Genomic DNA, 24,388 nt, shown 5'->3' on the forward strand with positions numbered 1-24,388 from the left:
ATGAACGCCCTCCAAGAAGTCATGGCGAAACTGTTCCGGGGTATCCACCGGGTCGACGCGGTTCGAGCAACCACCGCTTCGGAAAGGAGCGAGGCGGAGAACCGTGTGCTGAACCTCATGTACGATCCGGTTCGTGAAGGGGTTTGGGAAGCCCCTGGACATACCCACGACAAGGCCGCCGACTGGCATGGTCCTCAAGGTTCTTCCCCGCCCATGATCGACCCGCCAGAGGGTCACGCGTACGGCTTCCCGAAGTCAGCGCCGACCTCAGCCGAAGCAGGGCCGTTCCTTGCAGGACTGAAGGAATGGCTCGTCGAGAACGGTTATCCTGAGGAATTTATCGATCGCTACGACGCAGGCCGGACCACTCGCATCATCGGCAGATTCACGGACGAGCCAGAATGTTGATGCGACTGCCCATCCGCGTCTGGCGCCGTGAGATGACGATTGCCTGGCGATTGCCCATACGTCCAAACGCCACTCCCTGACCGCATTCCACAAGGGGTGGATGACCGGCATGCATAGAAGGCGTCCATGTCGACATGGATGATCTTGCGTCCGTCATGCCGCGCCGCTTCGTCAGGGGAGAGGGTGGGCGCGGGCACTTGAAAACCTAAAACGATCCTCGCTCCCGCACTTTGCAGGCGCGAAAACGAAACAGGAACATTACGATTTCGTCAACCCCTTTGCGGTAAGCCCGCCGCGTCGCTGATCGACCCTGATAACCATTTATCGGTCCTGCTGTATCGGGGCCGCCGGAGAAGGATTTGAAACGCACCCGGACTTTCGGCGCCGCTGCCCTATTGCTGTTCCTCTGTCTGCCTGCCATGACGTTCGGGACGACGCGAGGCGACCCGTGGGCGGCATGGCAATCGCCGAGCTTCACCCGTTTGGGCGATGCTGTCGGCCTGCCTCATATCACCGCCACGGCGGTCGTCCGGGCCAGCGACGGGACGATGTGGATCGGCACGCGGGGCGGTCTGACCCGCTATGACGGCCAGCGCGCTCGCAGCTTCAAGGCACGTCGAACCGATCCTTACTCGCTGCCCGACAATTATGTCCGCTCGCTCATGGCGTTGCCCGATGGTGGGCTGCTGGTCGGGACCAATGTCGCTGGGCTGGCGCGATACGAGCCGGAGACGGGCCGTTTTGTTCGGCTGAAGTCGAAAAACGGGCCGATCGGAAGCAGGATATTTGGCTTTACGTCGGACGGCGCCGGTGGTGCCTATATTGCATCCGACGGGGGCATTCATCACTATCTGGCCGATACCGACCGCGTCGATTCGATGGCGGGAGCCGGGATCAAGGATCCTGATGGCCGCACCGACGGAGCGTTCGCCGTCTATCGTGATGCCGACGGCACACTTTGGGCCGGATGCGAAGGCGGGCTGTGGGTACGCCCGGCGGGCGCCATGCGCTTCCGGCGGACCACGTTGGTCGACCGCGAGGATGGCCACGACATCTGGTCGATCATGCGAGATCGGCGAGGGCGGCTTTGGGTCGGAACCGGCTCGAACGGCATCTATATGTCGACCGATCGCGGCCTGGATCCCCGCTTCACTCAGTTACCCGCCCTTCGTGGCGGGGCGCCGCTGATCGGCCATCGGACCATCCGAGCGATGATCGAGGATAGCAGGGGGCGGCTGTGGGTCGGTACCGACGGTATGGGGATCGTGCTGATCGATCCGTCCGCCGGCTTTGCCGCTACCGCGCTGCGGCACTTGGCGGCCGCCCCCATGTCGCTGGCGAGGGATACGGTGCGCGCACTGGCGCTAGACGGATCGGGCGGAGTCTGGGCCGCAACCGATCTAGGCACCGCCCGCACGCAAGGCCCGGGGGGAGGCACGCTGCGGATCGGATCGGCGATGCCCGATCCGCGCATGTCGCTGTCGGACGACAATGTACGCGGTATCATGGTCGATCGCCATGACCGAATCTGGTTGGGCATGGGCAACGGGACGGTCGACGCGATCGACCGCGACGCAGGCCGGGTTCGTCGGTTGATCCTGCAGGGACAGCATCGCGGGCAAGATATCAAGGCGCTTCTAGAGTCGTCCGACGGCACGATCCTGGTTGGCGCACGCGGGGTGGTCGCGATCAATCCCCGGACCTTGTCCCAGCGTGCGCTGACGGTGGAAGGGCTCGGCGACCTGCCGGTGATTGCGCTGGCCGAGACGCCGAAGTTTCTGCTGATCGGCACCTATCGGGGACTGTTCGTCCGCCGTCGCAGCGATGGGCAGGTCCGGGTGTTCGAGCATGATGACGCCGACCCGCAAAGCCTGCCCAACAATGAGGTCATCAACATCGTGACCCGCCCGGACGGGGCCATCCTGATCGCCACGCCAGGTGGAATTGCGCAGCTCGACTTGACACGCGGGACGTTCACCAATTTCTCCAGCCGTGCGGGCGGGCTGGGCAACCTGCCGCAGGACTATGCCGGTTCGATCGTCACCATTGGGCGCGACCTATGGGTGGGCACCTATGGCGGCGTCGCGCGGGGGCGTGCTGTTCCCGGCGGCTGGCGCTTCCGCGCGATTTCGGAAGGTCAGGGCCTGGCGGGCGACAATGTGGCATCGGTCGTCCTCGACGCGCGCCAGCGCCCTTGGGTCGCAAGCGCGGGCGGTATCTCCGTCATCGATGCTGCCGGCCGCTCCGTCCGCGTCATGAGCCAGCGTGACGGACTGAGCGCCAGCGCCTTCAATCAGCGTGCCGCGGCGCGTATGGCGGACGGGTCGTTGCTGTTCGGCGCGCCCGATGGCTTGATCGTGCTGCAACCCGATATCCTGCTGGGCAGCTTGGGCCATATCCGGCCGGGACCGCGGATCGTCAGTTCGGTCGACATCGACGGCCATGCCGTCGCCGTGAATTCGGCCGTCAAGGCTTTGTCGCTCCGTTGGGGGAAAGACAGGCGAACGTTGCGGATCGGTTTCGCGCTGGCCGATTATGAAGCGCCGGACGAGATCCGATACAGCTATCGGCTGGATGGGTTCGACCGGAACTGGATGACGATACCTGCTGGGACACCGGCCAGCGCGACCTATACCAACCTTCCTGCGGGAAGCTATGGGCTCGAACTGCGCGCCCATATCCCGGGACTGGGAACGCACAGCGTCACGCGACGGGTCGAGATTACGGTCGATCCTCAATGGTATGAGAGTTGGCTCGGACGGATCGGCATGGCGGTGCTGTCTCTGCTGCTGCTCAGCGCGGCATTCTGGCTCGTCACGGCCGTCATCCGCCGACGCGCTCGAATGCTGGAGAGGATGGTCGAGGAGCGAACGAGCGCCTTGCGCGCCGCCAATGAACAGTTGGACCGGCTGGCAAGCACCGATCCGCTGACCGGGCTGGCCAATCGCCGGACCCTGATGGCGGCGCTGCAAAGCGCGCGCGACCATGCCATCGTGCAGGATGACGGCTTTGCCTTTGCGCTGCTCGACATCGACCATTTCAAACGGATCAACGACGGCTATGGACACGGCGCTGGAGACGAAGTGCTGGTGCGTCTCGCGGCCCGTCTGCAAAATGGTGTCCGATGCGATGACATCGTCGCCCGCTATGGCGGGGAAGAGATCGCCATCTTGTTCCCCCGCGCGACCCTGGACGACGCGACGGTGATCGTCGAACGCTTGCGGTCGGAATTTGCCGGGACGCCACTCCTCGTTGGCAGTCAGGTGATCAGCGTAACCTTCAGCGCCGGCGTCGCCGAGTGGCGCCCCAGCGAAGATGTGGCGGCGATGATCCGCCGAGCCGACGAGGCGCTTTATGGCGCGAAGCGGGGCGGACGGGATCGGGTCTCCAAGGCCGCGTAATTTCGGAACCCACAAGCGCGCGTCGGGGTTGGGGGGGCATGACGATGAATGGCCCTCCCGATGCCCCAACATCGCAGATCAAAACTGGTCGGCTGGTCCGCCGGGGCGGCGCTTTCGTGCTGGAAGGCGATGACGGCAAGACGGTGGAGCTGCGCCTGAAGCGAGTGCCCGTCGACCATGTCGGCAAATCCGTGGCGGTCACCGGCCACATGCTTACGCCCGAGGTGATGGAGGTTGACGGGGTCAGGGCTGCCTGAGCCGGCTCAATGGGAACCCTTGCGGGGCAGGATGTGCAGGATGCCGACGATGACTGCCCCGACGACGAGGCCAACGATGGCCGCGCCGGTTGCGCCGACCAGCCACTCCGCCACCGGACCGCCGACGGGCAGCGCCTGGCCGACATGATGGGCGGTATCGTGGATCAGATGGGGCAGGCCGGTCAGCCCGAATTCCTCCATGCCGTGCACGATGATTCCGCCGCCGACCCATATCATTGCGGCGGTACCTACCACTGCCAGCACCCGAAGGATGACCGGCATGGCCTTCACCAGTCCCCGTCCGATCGCCTTTGCCGTGGCATTGTCGCGTCGTGCGAGATGAAGGCCGATATCGTCCATCTTCACGATCGCCGCCACCACACCATATACGCCCACGGTGATCGCGATGCCGACCAGCGCGAGCGCGATCGCCTGCGTCCCGATCGACAGATCCGGCAGTTCCGACAGCGCGATCGCCATGATCTCGGCCGACAGGATCAGGTCGGTCCGGATGGCCCCCGAAACCTGCTGGTCCTCCAGCGACTTGGGGTCGCCCGGCGCGGCGTCTTCTGCCTCGGCATGATGACCGGTCAGCGTTTCGAGGATCTTCTCGCTCGCCTCGAAGCAAAGAAAGGCGCCGCCCGCCATCAGGATCGGCGTGATCGCCCAGGGAGCGAAGGCGCTCAGGAGCAGTGCTGCGGGAAGTAGGAAGATCAGCTTGTTGCGCAGTGATCCCAGTGCGATCTTGCCGATGATCGGCAGTTCGCGCTGCGGCGCCAGCCCCACGACATAGCGCGGGGTGACGGCTGTGTCGTCGATGACCACGCCCGCCGCCTTCGCGCCCGCCCGCGCCGAAGCGCCCGCGACATCGTCCAGCGACGCCGCCGCCAGCTTGGCGATCGCCGCCACGTCGTCCAGCAATGCGACCAGACCACCTGCCATCGACCCGTATCTCCCTAAACCCTGTTGCCCCGTGCCTAGAGGCTGTGCCCGATCGATGCACGGAAAAATGACGGAGCCGTCATCTCATCCAAGGCGTATCTCGCCACACCTCGCTGAGATGAGCGAGCAAGGCGGGCACCGCCGGAGGTGCGCCCGTGGCGGCATGAATGGCCCAGATGCCGACGGCGGCCGAACCCTCGTGATCGGGCAGAACCCGAACAAGGCGTCCGTCCGCCAGCGCATCACCCACGTCCCAGAGCGAGCGCAACGCCACCCCCGCCCCGACAAGCACCAGTTCGCGCACTACCTCGCTGGACTGGGTATGGACGCGGCTTTCGCCGTTCACCGTCGCTCCGGTCAGCCGCCAGGGCAATTGCCCCTCGGCGGCGAGAAGCGAATGGCCGTCCAGATCGGTAATGCTTCGGGGCGTTCCGGCCTTGGCGAGATAGGCGGGGCTGGCGCAAAGAAGCCGCCGATTGTCGGCCAGTCGGTGCGCCGCCAGACCGGCTGGCGGCGAGGCCGTGATCCGGATGGCCAGATCAATGCCCCCGTCGATCAAATCAACGAAATCATCGGTCAGGTCGAGCCGCAAGCGGATCGACGGATAACGATCGAGAAAGGCGGTGAGATAGGGCGCTATCCACATCCGGCCGAACGATGTCGGGGCGCTGACCCGAAGCGGGCCACCAGGCCCTTCCCCACTTTGCGTCGCGCGTGCCTCCGCCGCGCGGAGCCCGGCGACCAGCGGCGCGACCTCGGCATGAAAAGCCGCTCCGGCCTGGGTAGACGCCAGACGGCGGGTCGTCCGGTGGAGCAGGCGTACCCCCAATCGGCTTTCCAGTCGTGCGATCCGTTTGGACACCATCGCGGGCGACAGCCGCCACAGGCGCGCCGCGCTGGCCAGACTGCCTTGGTGGACGACATCGACAAACAGGGCGATATCAGGGTCCATTCGTTCCTTCCACGATCGACAGCCCCGCCATTATGCCGACTACCGAAGCAAAAGGCGATGCCCTATCATGGCGATCATCGGGTAGAAGGAGAATTTCCATGTCACAGGAAAACCGCATGATCGACCGCCACGGCCTGTCCTTGGCCCCGGCGCTGGTCCGGTTCCTGGAGGATTGGGCGCTTCCCGGCAGCGGCGTTGAAACCGATCGCTTCTGGGCGGGTATGGCCGACATCTTCGCCCGCTTCGCACCGGAGAATGAGACCCTGCTGCGCCGGCGCGACGTGTTGCAGGCGCAAATCGATGCCTGGTATCGGCAAGGTGGAGCATATGGCGGTGCGGAGCAGCGAGCATTCCTGACCGAGATTGGATATCTGGTTCCAGAGCCCGCGCCCTTCACCATCGAACCGACCGATGTCGATGAGGAGGTTGCCTCACGCGCCGGGCCGCAGCTTGTCGTGCCGATGCTCAACGCGCGCTTCCTGCTGAACGCCGCCAATGCCCGATGGGGCAGCCTGTACGACGCGCTCTATGGCACCGATGCCATTGCCCCCATGTCGCCCACGAGCGGCTATGACCAGGAACGCGGGGCGGCGGTCATTCAATGGGCGCGCGCGTTTCTCGATGAAACATTGCCAATTGCCGGCGGGTGGGGGGACGTAACCGATCTCGAAGCCGCCATCGACCGGCTCGAAGACCCGTCGCTGTTCCGGGGGCGGAGCGAGAAGGGCTGGCTGTTTCGTCATCACGGCCTTCATATCGAGATCGTGGTCGATCCCGATCATCCTATCGGCCGGACCGATCCTGCGGGCATCGCCGATATCGTGCTGGAATCCGCGCTGACGACCATCTGCGATCTGGAGGACTCCGTTGCCGCGGTCGATGCGGAGGACAAGGTCGCGGGCTATGCCAACTGGCTGGGTCTGATCGACGGCACGCTGTCGGCAGAGATCGATAAGGGCGGCCGCACGATCAGGCGCACGCTGGCACCCGACCGGATGTATCGCGCGCCCGATGGATCGCCTTTCGCCTTGCCCGGACGCAGCCTGTTGTTCGTGCGCAATGTCGGCCACCTCATGACCACGCCCGCGCTGCGGCTGGCCGATGGCGGCGAGGCACCAGAGGGCATTCTGGATGCGATCGTCACCAGTCTGATCGCGATGCGGCGGGAAGGCTCGATCTATATCGTCAAGCCCAAGATGCATGGGCCGGAGGAAGTCGCTTTCGCCAACCGCCTGTTCGACGCGGTGGAGGACATGCTGGGCTTGGCCCGACATCGGATCAAGATCGGGGTGATGGACGAGGAACGGCGCACTTCCGCCAATCTCGCGGCCTGCATCCATGCGGTGAAGGACCGGATCGTGTTCATCAACACCGGATTTTTGGATCGCACGGGCGACGAGATCCACACCGCGATGCTGGGCGGCCCGGTCGTTCGCAAGGCCACGATGAAGGAATGCGATTGGATCAAGGCCTATGAGGATCGCAACGTCCAGATCGGGCTGACCTGCGGCTTTGCGGGACGGGCTCAGATCGGCAAGGGCATGTGGGCGGCGCCGGACCGGATGGCCGACATGCTCGCGCAAAAGAGCGCGCATCCGCTATCGGGTGCCTCGACCGCATGGGTTCCGTCACCGACCGCGGCGACGCTTCATGCCATCCATTATCACCGGATCGACGTCGCCGCCCGCCAGGCGGAACGCGCTGCGGAACCGGTGGCGGCGCTGGAACGCCTGCTCACCCCACCCATCGCTGGCGCGCCCGATTGGACGCCGGAGGAGATCGCCGACGAACTCGACAATAATGCGCAAGGCATACTGGGCTATGTCGTGCGGTGGATCGATCAGGGCGTGGGATGTTCCAAGGTGCCCGACCTTCACGATATCGGCCTGATGGAGGACCGGGCGACGCTGCGCATCTCGTCGCAGCATATCGCGAATTGGCTGCATCATGGCATCGTCTCCTCCGATCAGGTCGAGGAAGCGCTGAGCCGCATGGCGGCGAAGGTCGATGCACAGAATCAGGGCGATCCAGTCTACCGCCCGATGACGCGGGACGGCTGGGCGATGCAGGCTGCCCGGTCCCTGATCTTCGACGGGCTGGCGCAGCCCAACGGCTATACCGAGCCGCTGCTCCACCGCTATCGTGCGCTGGCCAAGTCACAAGCGATGCCGGAGAAGATGGCCTGATGCCGATTTATGCGCTAGAGGACCGCGAGCCCGTCATTCACGACACCGCCTGGATCGCCCCTTCGGCGGATGTGATCGGCGAGGCGGTGCTTGGCGAGCAGGTCAGCCTGTGGTTCGGCGCCGTCATCCGCGCCGACAACGGTCCGGTGCATGTGGGCGCGCGGACGAATATCCAGGACGGCGCGGTCCTCCATTCCGATCCGGGTAGTCCGCTGACCATCGGGACGGACTGTACCGTCGGTCATCGCGCGATCCTGCATGGCTGCACGGTCGGGGACGGGTGCCTGATCGGCATGGGGGCGACGGTGCTGAACGATGCGGTGATCGGTGCCGGTTCGCTGGTGGGAGCAGGCGCACTGGTCACGGAGGGAAAGGTGTTTCCGCCAGGCAGCCTCATCGTCGGAGCCCCCGCCCGCGCGGTCCGCACGCTGGAGCCTGACCAGAGCGAACGCCTGCACGGTTCCGCTGCCGGCTATGCAGAGCGCGCGGGGCGATATGCCGCAGGCCTGACGCGCCTGGACGTGAACCGGCCCGGCGCGGACGTTGACGCACGGACGCGACGTGCCTAGCCAACGGGCGTGACCCCGCCCACCATTCTGATCGTCGAGGACGATCCCGCCCTTCGCACCCTGACCGCCCGCGCGTTTCAGGAAAATGGCTTTGCCGTCAAGCTGGCCAACGCCGCACCCGAAATGTGGCAGGCGCTCGAGGTGGGGCAAATCGACTTGATCCTGCTCGACATCATGTTGCCTGGCACCAGCGGCATCGACCTGTGCCGACAGGTGCGCCAGAAGAGCACGGTCCCGATCATTTTCATCAGCGCCAAGGGCAGCGAGGTCGACCGTGTCGTCGGACTGGAGCTGGGCGCGGACGATTATCTTGCCAAGCCGTTCGGCACCCGCGAGCTGGTAGCGCGCATCCGCGCCGTCCTGCGCCGCGGTGGCCTGGAGAATACCCCCGGTGAGCGCGAGGCGGGGATTTTGGGCTTCGATGGCTGGACCGCCAACCTGCCACGTCGCGAGTTGATGTCGCCGTCGGGCGCGCAGGTAGAGCTGACCGGGGCCGAGTTCGACCTGCTGGTCGCCTTTCTCGACAATGCCCAGCGTGTCGTGGCACGGGAGCGGCTGATCGAGCTGTCGCGGGCTCGGATCGGCGACAGTTCGGATCGCAGCATAGATGTGCTGGTCAGCCGCCTCCGGCGGAAGCTTTCGGGGGCGGGCGGGGCCGCACCGATCGTCACGGTGCGCGGCGTCGGCTACATGCTTAATGTGCCGGTGGAGCGACGGTGATCCGGCCCTCGGTCGGCCTGCTCGGCCGGATCGTCGCGATCCTGCTGCTTGCGGTTACGATCGAGTTTGCGATCTCCACCTATCTTTACGAACGAGCAAGCCATGTCTCGGTCCGCGACGATGAAGCGCGCCGCCTGGCCGAGCATCTGATCGTCGCCCGTCGAGTCCTCAACGAGCGCCCCTCCATCGAACGCCCTGAAGTCGCCGAGGAACTGACCACCGACCGCTATATCGTCAGCTGGTCGTCCTCCGCACCGCCCCGCCCGGCGATCGCACCTGCCATGGACAGTATGCGCCGCCAGATCGTCGACTGGGAGCCGTCGCTATCGGCAACCGACATCCATCTGCGGCTGACCTCGCCCGGGCGGACCTCGGTCGTATCGGGCGACCTGCGGCTGGACGACGGATCGCTGCTCAGCTTCCGGATGCGCGAGGGGGTGCGGACGCTCGATCTGGCGCTTGGGCGGGTCTTGCTCGCGCTGATCCCGGCGATCGCACTGATGCTGCTGAGCGGGGCGTTGATCGGGCGTATCCTGCATCCGCTACGGATGCTCGCGCGGGCCGCCGACAAATTGGGTCGTGGCCATGGCGGGCAGGGGGCGGCGCTGATCGTGCCGGAGCGGGGGCCGGGCGAGGTCCGCCATGTCACCCGCGCCTTCAACCGGATGCAGGCGCGTATCGGACGATTGATCGACGAACGCACGCGCGCACTGGCGGCGGTCGGCCATGACCTTCGCACGCCGCTCGCCCGCCTGCGCCTGCGCGCCGATGCGATCCGCGACGACGAGGTCCGCGAGGCGATCGGTACCGATATCGAGGAAATGGAGGCTATGGTCTCCTCGCTGATGGCCTTTCTGGGCGGAGAGGGGGATGTCGAGCAACCCGAGTTGACCGACTTGGCCATCCTATGCGCCAATCTGGCCGACGACGCCGTCGATCATGGCCGCGATGTCCGCTATGTCGGGCCAGACCATTTCGACTGCCGCCTACGCCGTTTCGGTATGAAGCGCGCGCTGACCAACCTGGTCGAGAATGCCCTCCATTACGGCGAACATGCGATCATCACCTTGCAGGTCGATCCGGGCGACGATGTGCGTATTCGTGTCGAGGATGATGGTCCCGGTATCCCCTACGAATCGCTGGAGTTGGTGCTGGAGCCGTTCGTCCGGCTCGATACCGCACGCCGCCGCGATACGGTGGGGTTCGGTCTGGGACTATCGATCGTGGCGCGGGTCGTCGCGGCCGAGGGTGGCGAGTTGACCTTGGCCAACCGGCCGGAAGGCGGCCTTTGCGCCGAAATTCGCCTTCCTCATTGTCGGACATAATTTGTCACGCATTCGCTGCACGGCAGCAAAGATCGCCGCCTATATCTTGAACGCAGAGGACGAGACGCTGTTTGCGATGCGCGCAAGGCCGCTCCTCTACGAGTTTAGGCAAGATCAATCGGGAGAATGACCGATGACGATGGAGTTCGATTTGACCGCACTGGAATTGCAGGGTGCCCTGCTCGTGCTCGCGGTGATCATCACCTTCGCCGCGATCGAGGGCTGGAAGGCCCGCTAACCCACCTTACAGGTTTCGCAACGGCTCCTCTGCTGCCCCCTCTGGCATGAGCCTGCGCGAGATGGGGTAGGCGATCCGGCTCAGCGCCGGGTCGCCTACCCCACGATTTCCAATCGGCCGCGGATCGCGCGGATCAACTGGCCCGCCGAATAGGGCTTGATCAGCAGCGCAGCATCCATATTGGCCGCCTCGGCCGCCATGCCGCCATCTCCTGTTGCAAACACGATCGCCAGACTCGGCCGCAACTGCCGAGCCCGCGCCGCGAGCTCCACGCCGGACTCGCCGGGCAGGTTGAGGTCGGTTACCAGCACATCGATCTGTGCGGTCTGAAGCGCGGTCATCGCTTCCTCCGCCGTGACCGCGTGTACGACCACGAAGCCCGCCTCCTGAAGCGTTTCGGCCGTGTTCGTGCGGATCAGATCGTCATCCTCAACCAGCAATATGGTCCGGCCGTCATGTAGCGGTTGCCGCGCCGCCTTGTCGTCCGACGAGGTGTCCCGCGTGGCCGAAGGCGCATCGCCCTTGGGCATGTTCCGCTGCCGCTGGTTGGCGAGGACGTGCCGGAACTTCCGCGCCAGCGCCTCACGCGTATAGGGCTTGGACAAGAGCTCGACCCCCTTGTCCAGGCGTCCGCCATGAACGATCGAGTTCTCGGTATATCCCGAGGTAAAGATGACCGCGATGTCAGGTAGCCGTTCGCGGGCCTTGCGGGCCAGCTCGGGGCTCTTGAGCGTACCGGGCATCACGACGTCGGTGAACAGGATGTCGATCGGGATGCCGCTTTCGACGACGCTGAGCGCGCTCTGCGCATCGACCGATTTCAGGACGCGGTACCCCAGATCGGACAGCAGCTCGACGACGGTGGAGCGCACTTCCGCATCGTCCTCGACGACCAGCACGGTTTCGGTGCCACCTGTGATCGGACCGGTATCGACGGCTACCTCGACATCTTCGGCTTCCATGGCGCGAGGCAGGTACAGCTTGATCGTGGTGCCTTGGCCGACCTCGGAATAGATCTTCACATGGCCGCCGGACTGTTTGACGAAACCATAGACCATCGACAGGCCCAGCCCCGATCCCTTGCCCTCGCTCTTTGTCGAGAAGAAGGGTTCGAAGACCTTGTGGATGATCTCGTCAGACATGCCGCTGCCCGTGTCGGAGACCGCCAGCATGACATATTGACCCGGCGTCACTTCATCATGGGTGCGCGCATAATCATCGTCGAGATGCGCGTTGCTGAGTTCGATGGTCAGCTTGCCGTGACCGTCCATCGCGTCGCGCGCGTTGATCGCCAGATTGAGCAGCGCATTCTCGATCTGCGCCGGATCGATGAAGGTGTTCCACAGGCCACCGCCCACGATCGTCTCGATCTCCACGCCCTCGCCGATGGCGCGGCGCAACATGTCGTCCATGCCTTGTACGAAACGGGTGACGTTGACGACCTTGGGCTCCAGTGCCTGCCGGCGTCCGAAGGCGAGGAGCTGCGAGGCGAGCTTCGAGCCGCGAGACACGCCCGCCATGGCGTTGGCAACCCGCTGCTCGGCACGCTGGTTGCCGGCGACATCCTTGCCGAGCAGTTGCAGATTGCCCGACACGACCTGGAGCAGATTGTTGAAGTCGTGCGCAACACCGCCGGTCAGCTTGCCGATCGTCTCCATCTTCTGCGCCTGGGCGAGCTTCATCTCGGCCTGACGTCGTTCCGTTATCTCCTCGATGACGCGGGTTTCCAGCGTCTCGTTGAGTTGACGAAGCTGCGCCTCAGCGCGTTCGCGGTGGTGGACCTGGCGGGCGAGCAGCGTAGCCTGATCGCGAAGCGCCTGTTCCGCCGCACGCTGCTCGGTGATGTCGGTATGGACGCCGACCCACTCGATCAGTTCGCCGTCGGTCCCGGTGATGGGCAATGCGCGGATCGCATAGGTCCGCCACACGCCGTCATGGCGGCAGACGCGGTGCTCGTGGATGAACATGCTTTTGGAGGCGACAGCCTCGTTCCAGGCGACGATCGTTGCGGCGGCATCGTCCGGATGGACCGCGCTCGACCAGCCGAAGCCCTGATATTGTTCGGGCGTCTGGCCGGTGATCGCCGACCAGCCAGGCTGCTCGCCGATCATCCGCCCATCGGCACTGTTCGTCCACAGGACGCCGTGGACCGCATCCATGGCGGCGCGGAAGCGGCGGTTGCTGCGTTCGATCGTCTCGGCATGGCGGGCGCGTTCATCGACGTCGAAGACCAGGATATGGAAACCGATCACCGCGCCACCCTCGCCACGACGCGGAATATAGCGGGTTTCGGCCTTGCGCCGGCTGCCGTCACGGTGATGCAGATGCACATCGGCGACGATCGTCTCACCGGCAAGCGCGCGTTCAATGAGCGGGCGACGCTCGGCATAATCCGCCGCGGTCAGGACGTCGCCGATCCGATGGCCCAGCATAGCCTCCGGATCGACGCCCAGGAATTCGCGATAATAGTTATTGGCGAACCGATAACGCTCGTCGCGATCGACAAAGGCGACCAGTACGGGAAGCGAATCGGTGATGATGCGAAGTTCGGCCTCGCTTTCGGCCAGTCGCCGCTCGGCCGCAACCCGGCCGGTATTCTCGACGACGGTGCACATCACCCCGCCGACCTTCCCGCATTCCAGATAGACGGGCGTGTAATAGAGGTCGAACACGACCTCCTCCTCCACGCCTGCCCGCGTGACGATCAGCGTCTGATCCCGGTAGGCGATGTCCTCCCCCCGAAAGCAGCGGTTCAGGACATCTCGGTTCCAGTCCCAAATTTCGGGCCACACCTGCGGCACCAGTCCGCCAAATGCCTCGGGATGGCGCGGCCCGGCGATGCTGCGATAGGCATCATTGTAGATCATGACATGGTCGGAACCCCACATCAGGACCTTGGCGATCGGCGAGTGAACGATATTGGCGATCGTCGTGCGCAGCACGCTCGGCCATGTGCCGACCGGTCCCAGCGGGCTTGTTGACCAGTCCCTGTCGCGAACCCGCTGGCCACATTCGCCCCCACCGATCAGCCAGGTGTCGACATCCGAAACGGGGCCATCCGCGCGCATCCGCTCGATCGCGGCGACGAACAGCGCCTGTTCGTCGGGAAAATCGCCCGCCTTTACGGCTTCGGCGACATACCGGTCTAGCTGCGGCGGGAGCGACAGCGTTCGCGACAGGGGATTGGTCATGGGTTGACGCATGAGTAAGCTATACCGTCAAGTCAATCGGCTGCGGCGCCAATCGCGTTAAGTTTCATCACTTTGCGTAGCATTTCTGTCATGACCGCTCGGTTAATGGCTGGGGATGGTGCGGCTCCAGAATGAGGGTCGCACCTTCGACCCTCCAGCTTTTGAGCCGGGACAGGAAATTCATGCCCAGCACATCGGTCTCGCCAAAGGCCGGCGACACCACCACGGGCACCTTGCTGGCGCTAATGGTACCGATACGCAACGAGTCGACACGGGCGGTGTCTGCGCGGATCATCCCGTTCGCCGTATTCAGCACCACCGGAAAGGCGGGCTTGGCGGGGTGCAGGCCTGCGGCACGTGCCGTTTCGGTGGACAGCGCCGTCAGCGTCGCGCCGCTGTCGACCAGCATCCGCCGGCTGACGCCGTTCACCGTCACGCGAGCCCAGAAATGGCCGTCCGGCGCCATGCGTATGCGCACCGTGTTACCGACGACGCTTTGGTCCTGCAGATCAAGCATCTGCATCGCGCGCTGGATATAGGGATCGAACTGCTGGCGCTGTTGCAACAGGATGAACAGCAGGCCGCCCAGCAACAGCCATGTGAACAGGCTGATTGCGACCCGCAACACCGGAACCCGGCGGGCGAGGAAACCCGCCAGCACCACGGCAACGACAACGGCTAACAGGGGTAGGGGGACGCCCAGATTGGCAAACATCTTGGTTCCATCTCTTCGTCCATCCCATATGGGGTGGACGAAGACCCGGACATAGGGGCGTCCGTCTTTACCGTTGCTGACCGTGCTCGATCAGCCTTGTTCCGGCATCCCGATTTCGGATGCACTGAACCGGCGGCCGCCATACCACCGGCGAAAACTGCCGTCCGGCTGGCGAAAATAGCGGGAGCCCTTATGAAGAACTGGCGAACCCAATGAGCGATACGCCGCCCAGATGCCATAGACCATGGCAATCATTGCCAGGACCTTGATCCACTCCATCGACTCGCCCTCTTTTCAAATATTTGTCGAGGCTCGCTGTTGCCGTGGTGAAGATCAAGCAAATTAGTTGCTGCATTGCGGCAGGAACATGCTGCAATGCCATATTCAAGCGATGATCTCTCGGCTAAGCCATGGCGAATCCTTCCATCCAAAGCGGCGCGGGCGTTCAGCCGCTTTCGAGATGCCGATCCGTCGTCCGACGATCACGGGGACGGCCGTCGGCGCTTTGCGCACATCGAACGGCCGGGACGCGAGCGATACTCCGTCGAGCCCGAGATTTATGCCAAGTGCAGCGCACAGCTTGCCGGGTCCCGAGCAGAGTTGCTCAACGCGCAGCGCCGAACCCCGTCGTTCGCGCATGATGTCGATGCCATGCCGTGGCTCCAGCGCACGGATCAGAACCGCACTTCCCGAAGTCCCGCATACGAAGTTCAGGCAATGGTGCAGGCCATAGATGCGATAGACATAGGCATGGCCGACTGGCCCGAACATCGCCGCGTTACGGGCGGTGCGCCCCGCAAAGCTATGTGAGGCAGGATCGGCGGCATCATAGGCCTCCGTCTCGACGATCACGCCCCCCACGCCGTCGACCGTCAACGTGGCGCCGATCAGCGCGCGCGCCACCCGGTCCACGTCCTGCTCGTAGAAAGAAGGGGGGAGCGGGTTCATTCGCCGTCAGCGAACAATCCGTACCACAGGGGACCCGCCGCCAGCAGATGATCCAAGCGAAGCGCGCCCCCCTCGGATACGACCGTCGTGTCACGCCAGTCGACGGCGCCGTGCTTATCTCTCAAAGGCTCCAGCCTTAGACCGAAGACGCACGTCAGGATGTTGCCACTATGTCGCCGCTCGAAGGCGATGACCCGGTCGCGACCATGGCCCGTGACGGCAAGGGGATGGTAGCTGCCGTGCGTGAACAAGTCCGGGTGGCGGCGCCGAAGGCCCAGCAGGTCGGCAATCAGCGTCTGTTTCGGGGCCGGATTTTCGGCAAGCGCCGCCTCCCGAGCGGGATAATCGACGGGACGGCGATTGTCGGGATCGACAAGGCTCCGATCGACGAATTCGGTCCCCTGGTAACAATCGGGAATGCCCGGCACCGTATAGCGGAGCGCAACCTGCACCAGCGAATTGGCCTCGGCGGAGGGGCCGATATGATGCAGGAGGGCGGCCATGCCCTCGCGGAAAGGTGCCCCTTTTTCGTCATCGATCAATAGCTTCGCGAGACGGTTGCAACGCCCCTCATATTCCGTGTCGGGGGCTTCCCAGGAGGAGCGCAGCTTGGCCTCGCGCAGCGCCTTTTCCTGCCAAGCAGCAATGCGCTCGGCGAAATCGCCCCGTTCGTCCGGATCGGGCCAGGCACCGACCAGCGTCTGGATCAACATGTACCAGTCGGCCGGATCCACGCCCTCGGCGATGGCCTGTGTCTGCGTGCGCCACGCCTCGACCTGACGCCGCCACGCCTCCGGCATCGCGCTCAACACCGCCAGACGCGCTCGGACGTCCTCACCCCGCTTATGGTCATGGGTGGCGGTCGTCAGCATGGCCAGTGGGAAACGCTCGGCCCGGTCCTTCATCCGATCGTGAAACCCCGCAATCGACAGGCTCAGCCGCCCCGCATCGAAACCGACATCGTTGCGTGAAAGCAAAATCGCATGACGGTAGAAGGCGGTATCCTCGACCGCCTTGGCGGCGATGGGGGCCGAAAGCTGCTGGAACCGCCGCACCGCCTCGTGCAGCCGTTCGCGATCGCCGGAGCCGGTGCCAGCCAGCCAGCCGAGTATCTGATCGATGACGAATGCTTCGCCGGGCGGCAGCAACGGCTCCACCCGTTCGCGTGCCATCTGCCGGATCACGGCATCGGATGGCGGCGCGTCCGGGCCATAGGTCCGATAGACCGGAAAAACCCATAGCAGCCGCTCGATCGCGCGGCGCAGCATCGGGGTGGTGATTGATCCTTCCAACTCGGGGGCGGAGGCAAGCAGCGACGCGAAGGCCGCGACACACTGGTCCAGCTGCCCGGCAAATTGCCACGCCAGCAAATCTTGTCGCGCCTGCAACTCCTCGGACGCAAATTGGTCCGACCGTCCGCTCAACTGCGCCCAGAGGTCGGCCAGCGGTTGCGTTCCCTCGGGCGCGTGGAGCAGGGCCGAAATTTCTTCCATGAAGTCGTAGCCGCTGGTGCCGTCGACGCCCCAATCGTCACCCATCGGCTCGGTGGCGGCGAGGATTTTCTCGACGACGATATAGGCGCGGTTTCCATCGGACCTGTGGATCGCATCGAACCGCCCCCGTAGCTTGCGGCAATAGTCGATCGGGTCGGTCAGCCCGTCGACATGGTCGATACGCACGCCGTCGATCAGCCCTTCTGCGTAAAGCCGGAAGTATAGAGCGTGGGTTTCCTCGAACACCTCATCGTCCTCGACCCGCAGGCCCGCCAGATCGTTGATCGTGAAGAAGCGCCTCCAGTTCAGTTCATCGTTCGACACCCGCCAGGACGCCAGCCGATAGTGCTGGCGGTCGAGCAGCGTGTCGAGATCAAGGGCCTCGGCTTCTTCCTGATCGTCGTCGCGGATCGGCAGGCGATGTTCGCCATAGGCGACGATCTCGGCGCGACCGTCGCGGCGCTCTATCGTGATCTGCCCTTCGGCCAGCACCTTGCGCAAGGAATCGCCCAGGATCGGCAGGACCAGCTTTCGCGACCAGTCGATGTCGAAGAAGCGCGCGAAGCGGCTCGCCTGGCCATGGGTCAGCACGTCGTTCCACCAGCGATTGCCGCCACCCGCGACACCCATATGGTTGGGCACGATGTCGATGATGGTGCCCATGCCCCGCGCTCGGGCCGCCTTGGCGAGCGAACGAAACGCTTCCTCGCCGCCGAGTTCGGGATTGACCCGCGTCGGGTCGATCACGTCATACCCATGCATCGAGCCCGCCGGCGCCGTGGTGATCGGTGAGGCATAGACATGGCTGATCCCTAAGCGGTCGAGATAGGGCAGAAGGGCCTCTGCGCGCGCGAAGGGAAAGTCCTTGTGAAACTGAAAGCGATAGGTGGCGCGCGGCGTCATGGTCGGCGTCCTTTGAAAAGGCGGGTCAGCGGGCGTTGAGCGCGGCGATGCGGGCGGCGACGTCCGGGGTGGTAACCGCACGGTCAAGCGTATCCGGCAGGCGGCGACACCAGTTGGGATGCTCGTCGATCGTGCCAGGCAGGTTCGGCTGCTCATCCAGCCCCAGCAGATCCTCGACCGGCACGATGGCCAGCGGGCAGGGAGTCCGGGCAACGGCGGCAATGGCGGCGTCGACGACGGTGCCCGGGTCGTCCGGCTCCTGCCCGTCGTCTCCGATCGCTCGCCACAGCGCGGAACGTTCCTGTTCGCGCCCGTTGCTGTCATCCGGCGACACCGCATGTCCGGCGATCCGGGCACGCCATTCCAAGTCGCGACCTTTCCACCATCCGGCGACGGTCGCGATGTCATGGGTGGCCGTCATGGCAATGGCCTGCCCGCTCCAGGTCTCGGGCGAAAGGAATCCGCCTTGCGCGTCCCGCTCGAACGGCAGGACGCGCATCCCGAGCATCCCGGCCTTGGCCATGATGTCGCGGAACCCCGGCGGCACGGTACCGAGGTCCTCCCCGATCACAATAGCCCCGCGCCCCTCATTCGCCCGCTGCGCCTCGATCCTCAGGATACGCAGCATGTCGGCAAAGGGCATCGCCAGATACGCCCCCTGATCGGCGGGGGCGCCGTCCGGCACTATCCACAGGCGGCACAGCCCGAGGGCGTGGTCGATGCGGACGCCGCCCGCATGCGCGAAGACGGCGCGAAGCGTGTCGATGAACGGCGCGAACCCCTGCCGACGCAGCGCGAAAGGCGATAGGGCGGTGATCCCCCAATTCTGCCCATCCGGACCCAGCGGATCGGGGGGCGCGCCGATGGACAACCCGGTTAGCAACTCGCCGCGTCGGCTCCAGCCATCCGCGCCGTCCATCGCGACGCCGATGGCAAGGTCGGCGATCAACCCGATCGCCATGCCGCTGTCCCGCGCAGTGTCCGCCGCATCGCGAAGCGCGCGGTCGGCCCACCATTGGGCAAAGGCGTAGAAACGGACGGCGTCGCGGTGTTCGGCGGCGAAATGGTCGACCGCCTCGCTCGCCGGATCGCGATAGTCTTCCGGCCAGTCCGGCCAGCCGCTCGCCCGGTCGCGGGCATGGAAATAGGCGTGAAGCGCATCGAACCGAGCCTGGGCTTCCAACCGCTCGCCGCGCGCCTGTCGCCAGCTATCAAAGGCGCGGCCTTGCGCTTCGTCCAGCCGGTCATAGACCAGCCGCAGGTCCCGCATCCGATCGGGCGCGGCGTTGGCCCAGTCGATCAAGGAAGGTGCGTCGGCAACCGGATCGCCTGCAGGGGCGAGCCAGACATTGCGGAACAAGCGGCTCGACGGCGCATAGGGGCTGAAGAGGGTAGCATCGGCAGGGAACAGCGCATGGGCGGGGCTGATGGCCAGTGCGGCGGCACCGGCGTGGCCGAGCGTCCTTGCCGCGCGCGCCAAACTGGCGAAATCGCCGAACGCGCCGCCACCCTCGCGCAGCGACGGGATCTGGACGGCACTCCCCCAATGCCGGCCCGGCGGTGGAGCGGGACAGTGGGGCGGGGCGACCGCGACCGTCCAGTGCCGCTCGCCCTGTTCCAAGCGATGATAGCCTGGCTGACCGATGCCCGACAGGGCGCGGTCTCGCAACATCACCGAGACCGTTTCACCGTTTTCGAGGATCAGCCGTGCCGCCCCATCGCGGCAGGTGTCGGGCAGGGCCATGGTTTCGTGCAATTCGCCCGACACGAACGTGACCTCGTCCACACCGGTATCCAACCGGTCGAAGATCGCCGCCAGTGCCTCGTCGGAAACGCACTGATCCTGGCCCTTGGCGTCCTGCCACTGACGCGACAAGCCGGCGGCTTCGGCACGGGCATGGAGGTCGGTCATTCGACAATCCATGCGGCGAAGCGGTCGCCTTCGCGGTAGATCAGTTGGCCCGCCTCCTCGGCGATTGGCTCGGGCGCATGGCCCAGATCGATCACGATGGTCAGCGTCGCGCCATCGGCCATGCGCCAGCGAGCCCTCACCCGCGCCGGGCCTGTGACCTCCGCTGCCAGGCCGACGGTGCCCTTCAAGCGCGGCACGATATGAACTTGCCGCAGCGCCAGCAATTCCCGGTACAGCGCCCGCCATTCCCCGGCTTGCGGCCCCGGCTCGGGGATCGAGGCATCGAACGTGCGGCGCGCATTGGGGTCGGGGATGCGCGCGCGGGCTTGCTCGTCGGCAAAGGCGTCGAACTTGGCGAACTCCCGCCGACGCCCCTCGCGCACCGCGTCGGCGAGTTCATCGTGAAAGTCGGTGAAGAACAGAAAGGGACTTTCGCTGCCCTCATCCTCACCCATGAACAGCAGGGGAATTTGCGGGCCGAGCAGCAGCAAGGCGGTGGCCGCACGTAGCCGCTCGCGGTCGGTCAGATGGATCAGCCGTTCGCCCATCGCGCGGTTGCCGACCTGATCGTGGTTCTGGAGAAAGGCGACGAAGGCGGTACTGGGCAGATCGCCCGACGGCTTGCCGCGCGGCTTGCCGTCGTGGTTGGGCGAACCCTCGCCCTGATAGATGAAGCCTTCCTTCAGACAGCGGGCCAGCCGCTCGGCCGGACGATCGGCGAAGTCGCCATAATAGGCGCTGGTCTCGCCGGTCAGCAGGACATGCAGGACATTGTGAAAGTCGTCATTCCACTGGGCGTCATAGCATCCGGAGCCGAGCCGATTGGCGTCGTTCCTCTCATTCTCCAGGACCAGATGAACCTGCCGCTCGGGCAGGGCGGAGCGGATTTCGCTTGCCATCCGGTCGAGGAAGCGATCGTTTTCGATGGCGTGGACGGCATCGAAGCGCAGCCCGTCGATCCGGTAATCGCGCAGCCACATCAGGGCATTATCCACGAAAAAGCGATGCACCGGATCGGCATCGACCGCCACCGCGCCGCCCCACGGCGTATCCGCCTCCTGGTGAAAGAAAGCGCTGGCGTAGGCATTCAAATAATTTCCGTCCGGCCCGAAGTGGTTGTAGACCACGTCGAGAAAGACCGAGAGACCCAGCCCGTGCGCGGTGTCCACCAGCGTCTTGAGCTCGGCTGGTGAGCCATAAGGTTCAGCAACCGCATAGGGCAAGACGCCGTCATAGCCCCAGTTGCGCGTGCCGCCGAATGCGTTGATCGGCATCAGCTCGATCGCCGTGATACCGGATGCGGCGATGGCGGGGAGCTTTTGGCGAAGGCCCTCAAAGCCGCCGAGGGTTCCGGCATGGACTTCGAGCAGCACCATTTCCTCCCAGGGCCGCCCGCGCCATTCGGTTGCGCTCCAGGTGAAAAACGGATCGACCACCACGCTCCACCCGTGGACCCCGCCCGACTGAAGTCGCGAGGCGGGGTCGGGTACGATCAGATCATCATCCAGACGAAAGCGGTAGCGCGTCCCGGCGGCCGCCGGAGCGGTGGCGGAGAACCACCCCTCGCCGTCGCGTTCCATCGCCACCGAGGGCGCGCCATCGATCTCCAACGTCACCGCATCGCGATCCGGCGCCCAGAGACCGAACCGGGTGTCTGCGCCGGCGCGCAGCTCGGGACCCCAATGCGTCATGCCTCGACCGTATCCCGCCAGGTGATGAGCACCGCGCTCTGCGGCCCGACCTCGTAGCTGTCATCGATCTCGACCTCACCCTGTTCGGGCTTGGCGCTGTCGATCAGGACGACGCGCGCGGCATGGGGCGCGGGCAGGGTGAAGGCGATCGGATCGGGCGAGGCATTAAGCAGCAGCGACACCGCCTCCACTCCGCCATCCTCGGTTGCAGCCGCACGGCGCATCATTAGAGCACGCCCCTCGGGATTGTCCCAATCCTCCGGGCTGAGCTGTTCCCCGCGCTCGTCCCACCATTCGATATCGTTGATACCGTGTCCCGGTGCATCGTCGCCATAGAGGAAGCTGGGCGCGCGCAGCACCGGGTAGCGGCGGCGAAGCTCGGCCAGTCGCGCGGTGAACGCGATCATTTCCTCGCCTTCTTCGGACGCTGCGGCCTTCCAGTCGAGCCAGCTGATCTCATTGTCCTGGCAATAGGCATTGTTGTTGCCCTGCTGGGTTCGGCCGAACTCGTCGCCCGCGACGATCATCGGCGTGCCAAGCGAGGCGAGGAGCGTCGTCATCATCGACCGCATCACGCGCCCCCGCGCGGCCTTGATCCCCTCATCGTCGGTCGGACCTTCGGCGCCCCAGTTGCGCGAGTAATTCTCCGAATGGCCGTCGCGATTGTCTTCCTTGTTGGCCTCATTGTGCCGCTGCTCGTACATGACCGTATCGGCCAGCGTGTAGCCATCATGCGCGGCCAGCATGTTGAGGCTGGCCCAAGGACGCCGAGCGCGCCGGTCGAACAGGTCGCCCGAACCCGACAGCCGTGCCGCAAGTTCGCCGCGCTGGCCGGGATCGCCGCGCCAGAATTTGCGGACGGTATCGCGGTACTTGTCGTTCCATTCCGAAAAGCCCGGCGGGAAATTGCCAAGCTGATAGCCGCCCGGCCCGACATCCCAAGGCTCGGTCAACAGCTTCAACCGGCCCAGCACCGGGTCCTGCCGCAGCACGTCGAAGAACGCCGCACCCGGATCGAATCCCGTCGCCTCGCGTCCCAGCGTCAGGCCCAGATCGAAGCGGAAGCCGTCGACGCCAAAGCTTGTCGCCCAATAGCGCAGCGAGTCCGTCACCATCTGGATAACCCGCGCCTTGGACAGGTTCAGCGTGTTGCCGGTGCCGGTGTCGTTGATGGTGTAGCGCGGCTGATCCTGCACCAGCCGGTAATAGCTGGCATTGTCGAGCCCGCGCCAAGAGAGGGTCGGCCCCTTCTCCGATCCCTCGCAAGTGTGGTTGTACACCACGTCGAGAATGACCTCGATCCCCGCCTTGTGCAGCTTGTACACCGCGCGACGCAGCTCATCCTGGGTGTCGGTCGCGAAATAGGCCTGTTCGGGCGCGAAGAAGCCAAGGGTGTTATAACCCCAATAGTTGCGGAGCCCCTTTTCCTGAAGAAAGCGGTCCTGCGTGAAGCTGTGGATCGGTAGCAACTCGATCGCGGTGACGCCGATCCGCTTCAGATGCTTGATAACCGCCGGGTGGCCAAGGCCGGCATAGGTGCCGCGCTCGCGTGGCGGCACCAGCTCCATCAGCTTGGTCAGCCCCTTCACATGGGCTTCGTAAATCACGGTTTCCGACCAAGGGGTGTTAGGCTTCACATCGCGCGACCAGTCGAAATGGTCGTCGACCACGACCGCCTTGGGCATGGCGGCGGCACTGTCGCGCTTGTCGAAGCTCAAATCCTCTTTCTTGGAGCGGATCTGATACCCGTGCAGCGCGTCGGTCCATTTGATCTCGCCATGGAGCTTGCGGGCATAGGGATCGAGCAGCAGCTTGTTGGGATTGAAACGATGCCCGGCCTCGGGCTCGTAGCGGCCATGCGCGCGGTAGCCATAAAGCAGGCCCGGCCCGACATCCGGCAGATAGCCATGCCATACCTCGTCGGTGCATTCGGGCAGGGAATAGCGCCGCAATTCCCGCTTTCCCTGGGGATCGAAGATGCAAAGCTCGATCCGGTCCGCATTGGCTGAAAAGACGGCGAAATTCACCCCCTCGCCATCGAAGGTCGCACCCAGCGGATAGGCGGAGCCGGGGAGAATCTGGTCGGGCAAATCAGTCAAAAGGGCTCTCCGGCAAAAGTCGAAGGACTATGCGTGTGGCAATTTCGATGTGGATCGGGCCACTAGGCCCCGGCGGCGCTCCCTGCGGGATGCGCCGCCGGATGCGCTCATGCGGTTTTGGTGCGAGGTTTCCGCCCTGTCTTGGGCTTCGCCTCTGTCGGCTCCGCCGCAATCGTCTGAGGCACGGTGTCGGCCTTTTTGCGACGCGGGTTTGGCTTGGCAGTCGCCACGGGTTCTTCCGAAGCGGTGTCGATCAGCTCTCGCTCGGCCTGTTCCCAATGGTCGCGGTCACGACCATGCGGTTCGCCTTCCGACTGCCAGATTCCGTATGCGCGTTGCCGAAGCTGTTCTTCCCGGTCGTTCACCAACACCTCCCTATCGTGACGCTCAATCTGCTATCGCGAGCGTAACGATTGGACCGGCCATTCCGCTCCGCGA

18 protein-coding genes are annotated in these 24,388 nt (G+C 64.9%); 7 read left to right on the top strand and 11 right to left on the bottom strand.

Features of this window, described 5'->3' with window-relative positions; genetic code table 11:
• The first annotated feature begins 21 nt into the window (after nt 1-21).
• From GGR45_RS05965 to GGR45_RS05975, 3 genes are all read left to right on the top strand, one after another.
• Nucleotides 22-408 (top strand): hypothetical protein, encoded by a 387-nt coding sequence (locus tag GGR45_RS05965; RefSeq protein WP_147276192.1) that lies wholly within the window; start codon nt 22-24, stop codon nt 406-408.
• A gap of 359 nt (nt 409-767) precedes the next feature.
• The gene (locus GGR45_RS05970; protein ID WP_175312233.1) at nt 768-3,809 is read left to right on the top strand and encodes a ligand-binding sensor domain-containing diguanylate cyclase; all 3,042 of its coding nucleotides are present in this window, start codon (nt 768-770) and stop codon (nt 3,807-3,809) included.
• A 38-nt stretch (nt 3,810-3,847) separates the two neighbouring features.
• Nucleotides 3,848-4,066 (top strand): DUF5818 domain-containing protein, encoded by a 219-nt coding sequence (locus GGR45_RS05975; RefSeq protein ID WP_246358077.1) that lies wholly within the window; start codon nt 3,848-3,850, stop codon nt 4,064-4,066.
• Nucleotides 4,067-4,072: 6 nt separating this feature from the next.
• On the opposite strand, the gene GGR45_RS05980 is transcribed toward GGR45_RS05975, so the two are convergent.
• A complete protein-coding gene (locus tag GGR45_RS05980) occupies nt 4,073-5,008 on the bottom strand; it encodes a DUF808 domain-containing protein (RefSeq protein WP_175312232.1) in 936 nt (311 codons plus the stop codon).
• 79 nt (nt 5,009-5,087) lie between these two features.
• Nucleotides 5,088-5,960 (bottom strand): LysR family transcriptional regulator, encoded by an 873-nt coding sequence (locus GGR45_RS05985; protein WP_175312231.1) that lies wholly within the window; start codon nt 5,958-5,960, stop codon nt 5,088-5,090.
• A gap of 116 nt (nt 5,961-6,076) precedes the next feature.
• On the opposite strand from GGR45_RS05985, the gene GGR45_RS05990 reads away from it, so the two are divergent.
• Genes GGR45_RS05990 through GGR45_RS06005 form a run of 4 tightly spaced genes read left to right on the top strand, consistent with a single transcriptional unit; the run spans nt 6,077 to nt 10,760 of the window.
• The gene (locus tag GGR45_RS05990; protein WP_175312346.1) at nt 6,077-8,146 is read left to right on the top strand and encodes a malate synthase G; all 2,070 of its coding nucleotides are present in this window, start codon (nt 6,077-6,079) and stop codon (nt 8,144-8,146) included.
• Complete coding sequence (locus tag GGR45_RS05995; protein WP_175312230.1) at nt 8,146-8,715, top strand: gamma carbonic anhydrase family protein; 570 nt, start codon at nt 8,146-8,148, stop codon at nt 8,713-8,715. Before GGR45_RS05990 ends, GGR45_RS05995 begins: the two co-directional genes overlap by 1 nt.
• 9 nt (nt 8,716-8,724) lie before the next feature.
• Nucleotides 8,725-9,435 carry a response regulator gene (locus GGR45_RS06000; protein ID WP_175312229.1) on the top strand — a complete coding sequence of 237 codons (711 nt, stop codon included), beginning with the start codon at nt 8,725-8,727 and terminating at the stop codon, nt 9,433-9,435.
• A complete protein-coding gene (locus GGR45_RS06005) occupies nt 9,432-10,760 on the top strand; it encodes an ATP-binding protein (protein WP_175312228.1) in 1,329 nt (442 codons plus the stop codon). Before GGR45_RS06000 ends, GGR45_RS06005 begins: the two co-directional genes overlap by 4 nt.
• 333 nt (nt 10,761-11,093) lie before the next feature.
• Here the strand turns inward: GGR45_RS06005 and GGR45_RS06010 are convergent, their stop codons facing one another.
• The 9 genes from GGR45_RS06010 to GGR45_RS06050 form a co-directional block, all read right to left on the bottom strand.
• Nucleotides 11,094-14,189 (bottom strand): PAS domain-containing protein, encoded by a 3,096-nt coding sequence (locus GGR45_RS06010; protein ID WP_175312227.1) that lies wholly within the window; start codon nt 14,187-14,189, stop codon nt 11,094-11,096.
• 88 nt (nt 14,190-14,277) lie between these two features.
• Nucleotides 14,278-14,904, bottom strand: coding sequence for a retropepsin-like aspartic protease family protein (locus GGR45_RS06015; protein ID WP_175312226.1), 627 nt, complete (start codon nt 14,902-14,904; stop codon nt 14,278-14,280).
• Between the two features lie 90 nt (nt 14,905-14,994).
• Nucleotides 14,995-15,183: a hypothetical protein gene (locus GGR45_RS06020; protein WP_175312225.1), complete on the bottom strand. Its 189-nt coding sequence runs from the start codon at nt 15,181-15,183 to the stop codon at nt 14,995-14,997.
• Nucleotides 15,184-15,288: 105 nt separating this feature from the next.
• Nucleotides 15,289-15,852 carry a DNA-3-methyladenine glycosylase gene (locus tag GGR45_RS06025; RefSeq protein ID WP_175312224.1) on the bottom strand — a complete coding sequence of 188 codons (564 nt, stop codon included), beginning with the start codon at nt 15,850-15,852 and terminating at the stop codon, nt 15,289-15,291.
• Nucleotides 15,849-18,248 (bottom strand): malto-oligosyltrehalose synthase, encoded by a 2,400-nt coding sequence (treY, locus tag GGR45_RS06030; protein ID WP_175312223.1) that lies wholly within the window; start codon nt 18,246-18,248, stop codon nt 15,849-15,851. Before treY ends, GGR45_RS06025 begins: the two co-directional genes overlap by 4 nt.
• Before the next feature lie 25 nt (nt 18,249-18,273).
• The gene (gene malQ / locus GGR45_RS06035; RefSeq protein ID WP_175312222.1) at nt 18,274-20,160 is read right to left on the bottom strand and encodes a 4-alpha-glucanotransferase; all 1,887 of its coding nucleotides are present in this window, start codon (nt 20,158-20,160) and stop codon (nt 18,274-18,276) included.
• Nucleotides 20,157-21,851, bottom strand: a complete 1,695-nt coding sequence (treZ, locus tag GGR45_RS06040; RefSeq protein WP_175312221.1) for a malto-oligosyltrehalose trehalohydrolase — start codon at nt 21,849-21,851, stop codon at nt 20,157-20,159. Before treZ ends, malQ begins: the two co-directional genes overlap by 4 nt.
• On the bottom strand, nt 21,848-23,950 hold the full coding sequence (gene glgX / locus GGR45_RS06045; RefSeq protein WP_246358079.1) for a glycogen debranching protein GlgX: 2,103 nt from the start codon (nt 23,948-23,950) through the stop codon (nt 21,848-21,850). The genes treZ and glgX overlap by 4 nt, the downstream gene beginning before the upstream one ends.
• A gap of 107 nt (nt 23,951-24,057) precedes the next feature.
• Nucleotides 24,058-24,315 (bottom strand): DUF2934 domain-containing protein, encoded by a 258-nt coding sequence (locus GGR45_RS06050; RefSeq protein WP_175312220.1) that lies wholly within the window; start codon nt 24,313-24,315, stop codon nt 24,058-24,060.
• Between the last annotated feature and the right edge of the window lie 73 nt (nt 24,316-24,388).

The organism is Sphingomonas zeae (assembly GCF_014197135.1).
Taxonomy (GTDB): domain Bacteria; phylum Pseudomonadota; class Alphaproteobacteria; order Sphingomonadales; family Sphingomonadaceae; genus Sphingomonas; species Sphingomonas zeae.

Bases quoted from the DNA above. Each gene is read 5' to 3' on its own strand.
- GGR45_RS05965 (WP_147276192.1), top strand. From the start codon at position 22: ATGGCGAAACTGTTCCGGGGTATCCACCGGGTCGACGCGGTTCGAGCA.
- GGR45_RS05975 (WP_246358077.1), top strand. From the start codon at position 3,848: ATGACGATGAATGGCCCTCCCGATGCCCCAACATCGCAGATCAAAACT.
- GGR45_RS05980 (WP_175312232.1), bottom strand. From the start codon at position 5,008: ATGGCAGGTGGTCTGGTCGCATTGCTGGACGACGTGGCGGCGATCGCC.
- GGR45_RS05985 (WP_175312231.1), bottom strand. From the start codon at position 5,960: ATGGACCCTGATATCGCCCTGTTTGTCGATGTCGTCCACCAAGGCAGT.
- GGR45_RS05990 (WP_175312346.1), top strand. From the start codon at position 6,077: ATGATCGACCGCCACGGCCTGTCCTTGGCCCCGGCGCTGGTCCGGTTC.
- GGR45_RS05995 (WP_175312230.1), top strand. From the start codon at position 8,146: ATGCCGATTTATGCGCTAGAGGACCGCGAGCCCGTCATTCACGACACC.
- GGR45_RS06010 (WP_175312227.1), bottom strand. From the start codon at position 14,189: ATGACCAATCCCCTGTCGCGAACGCTGTCGCTCCCGCCGCAGCTAGAC.
- GGR45_RS06015 (WP_175312226.1), bottom strand. From the start codon at position 14,904: ATGTTTGCCAATCTGGGCGTCCCCCTACCCCTGTTAGCCGTTGTCGTT.
- GGR45_RS06020 (WP_175312225.1), bottom strand. From the start codon at position 15,183: ATGGAGTGGATCAAGGTCCTGGCAATGATTGCCATGGTCTATGGCATC.
- GGR45_RS06025 (WP_175312224.1), bottom strand. From the start codon at position 15,852: ATGAACCCGCTCCCCCCTTCTTTCTACGAGCAGGACGTGGACCGGGTG.
- treY (WP_175312223.1), bottom strand. From the start codon at position 18,248: ATGACGCCGCGCGCCACCTATCGCTTTCAGTTTCACAAGGACTTTCCC.
- malQ (WP_175312222.1), bottom strand. From the start codon at position 20,160: ATGACCGACCTCCATGCCCGTGCCGAAGCCGCCGGCTTGTCGCGTCAG.
- treZ (WP_175312221.1), bottom strand. From the start codon at position 21,851: ATGACGCATTGGGGTCCCGAGCTGCGCGCCGGCGCAGACACCCGGTTC.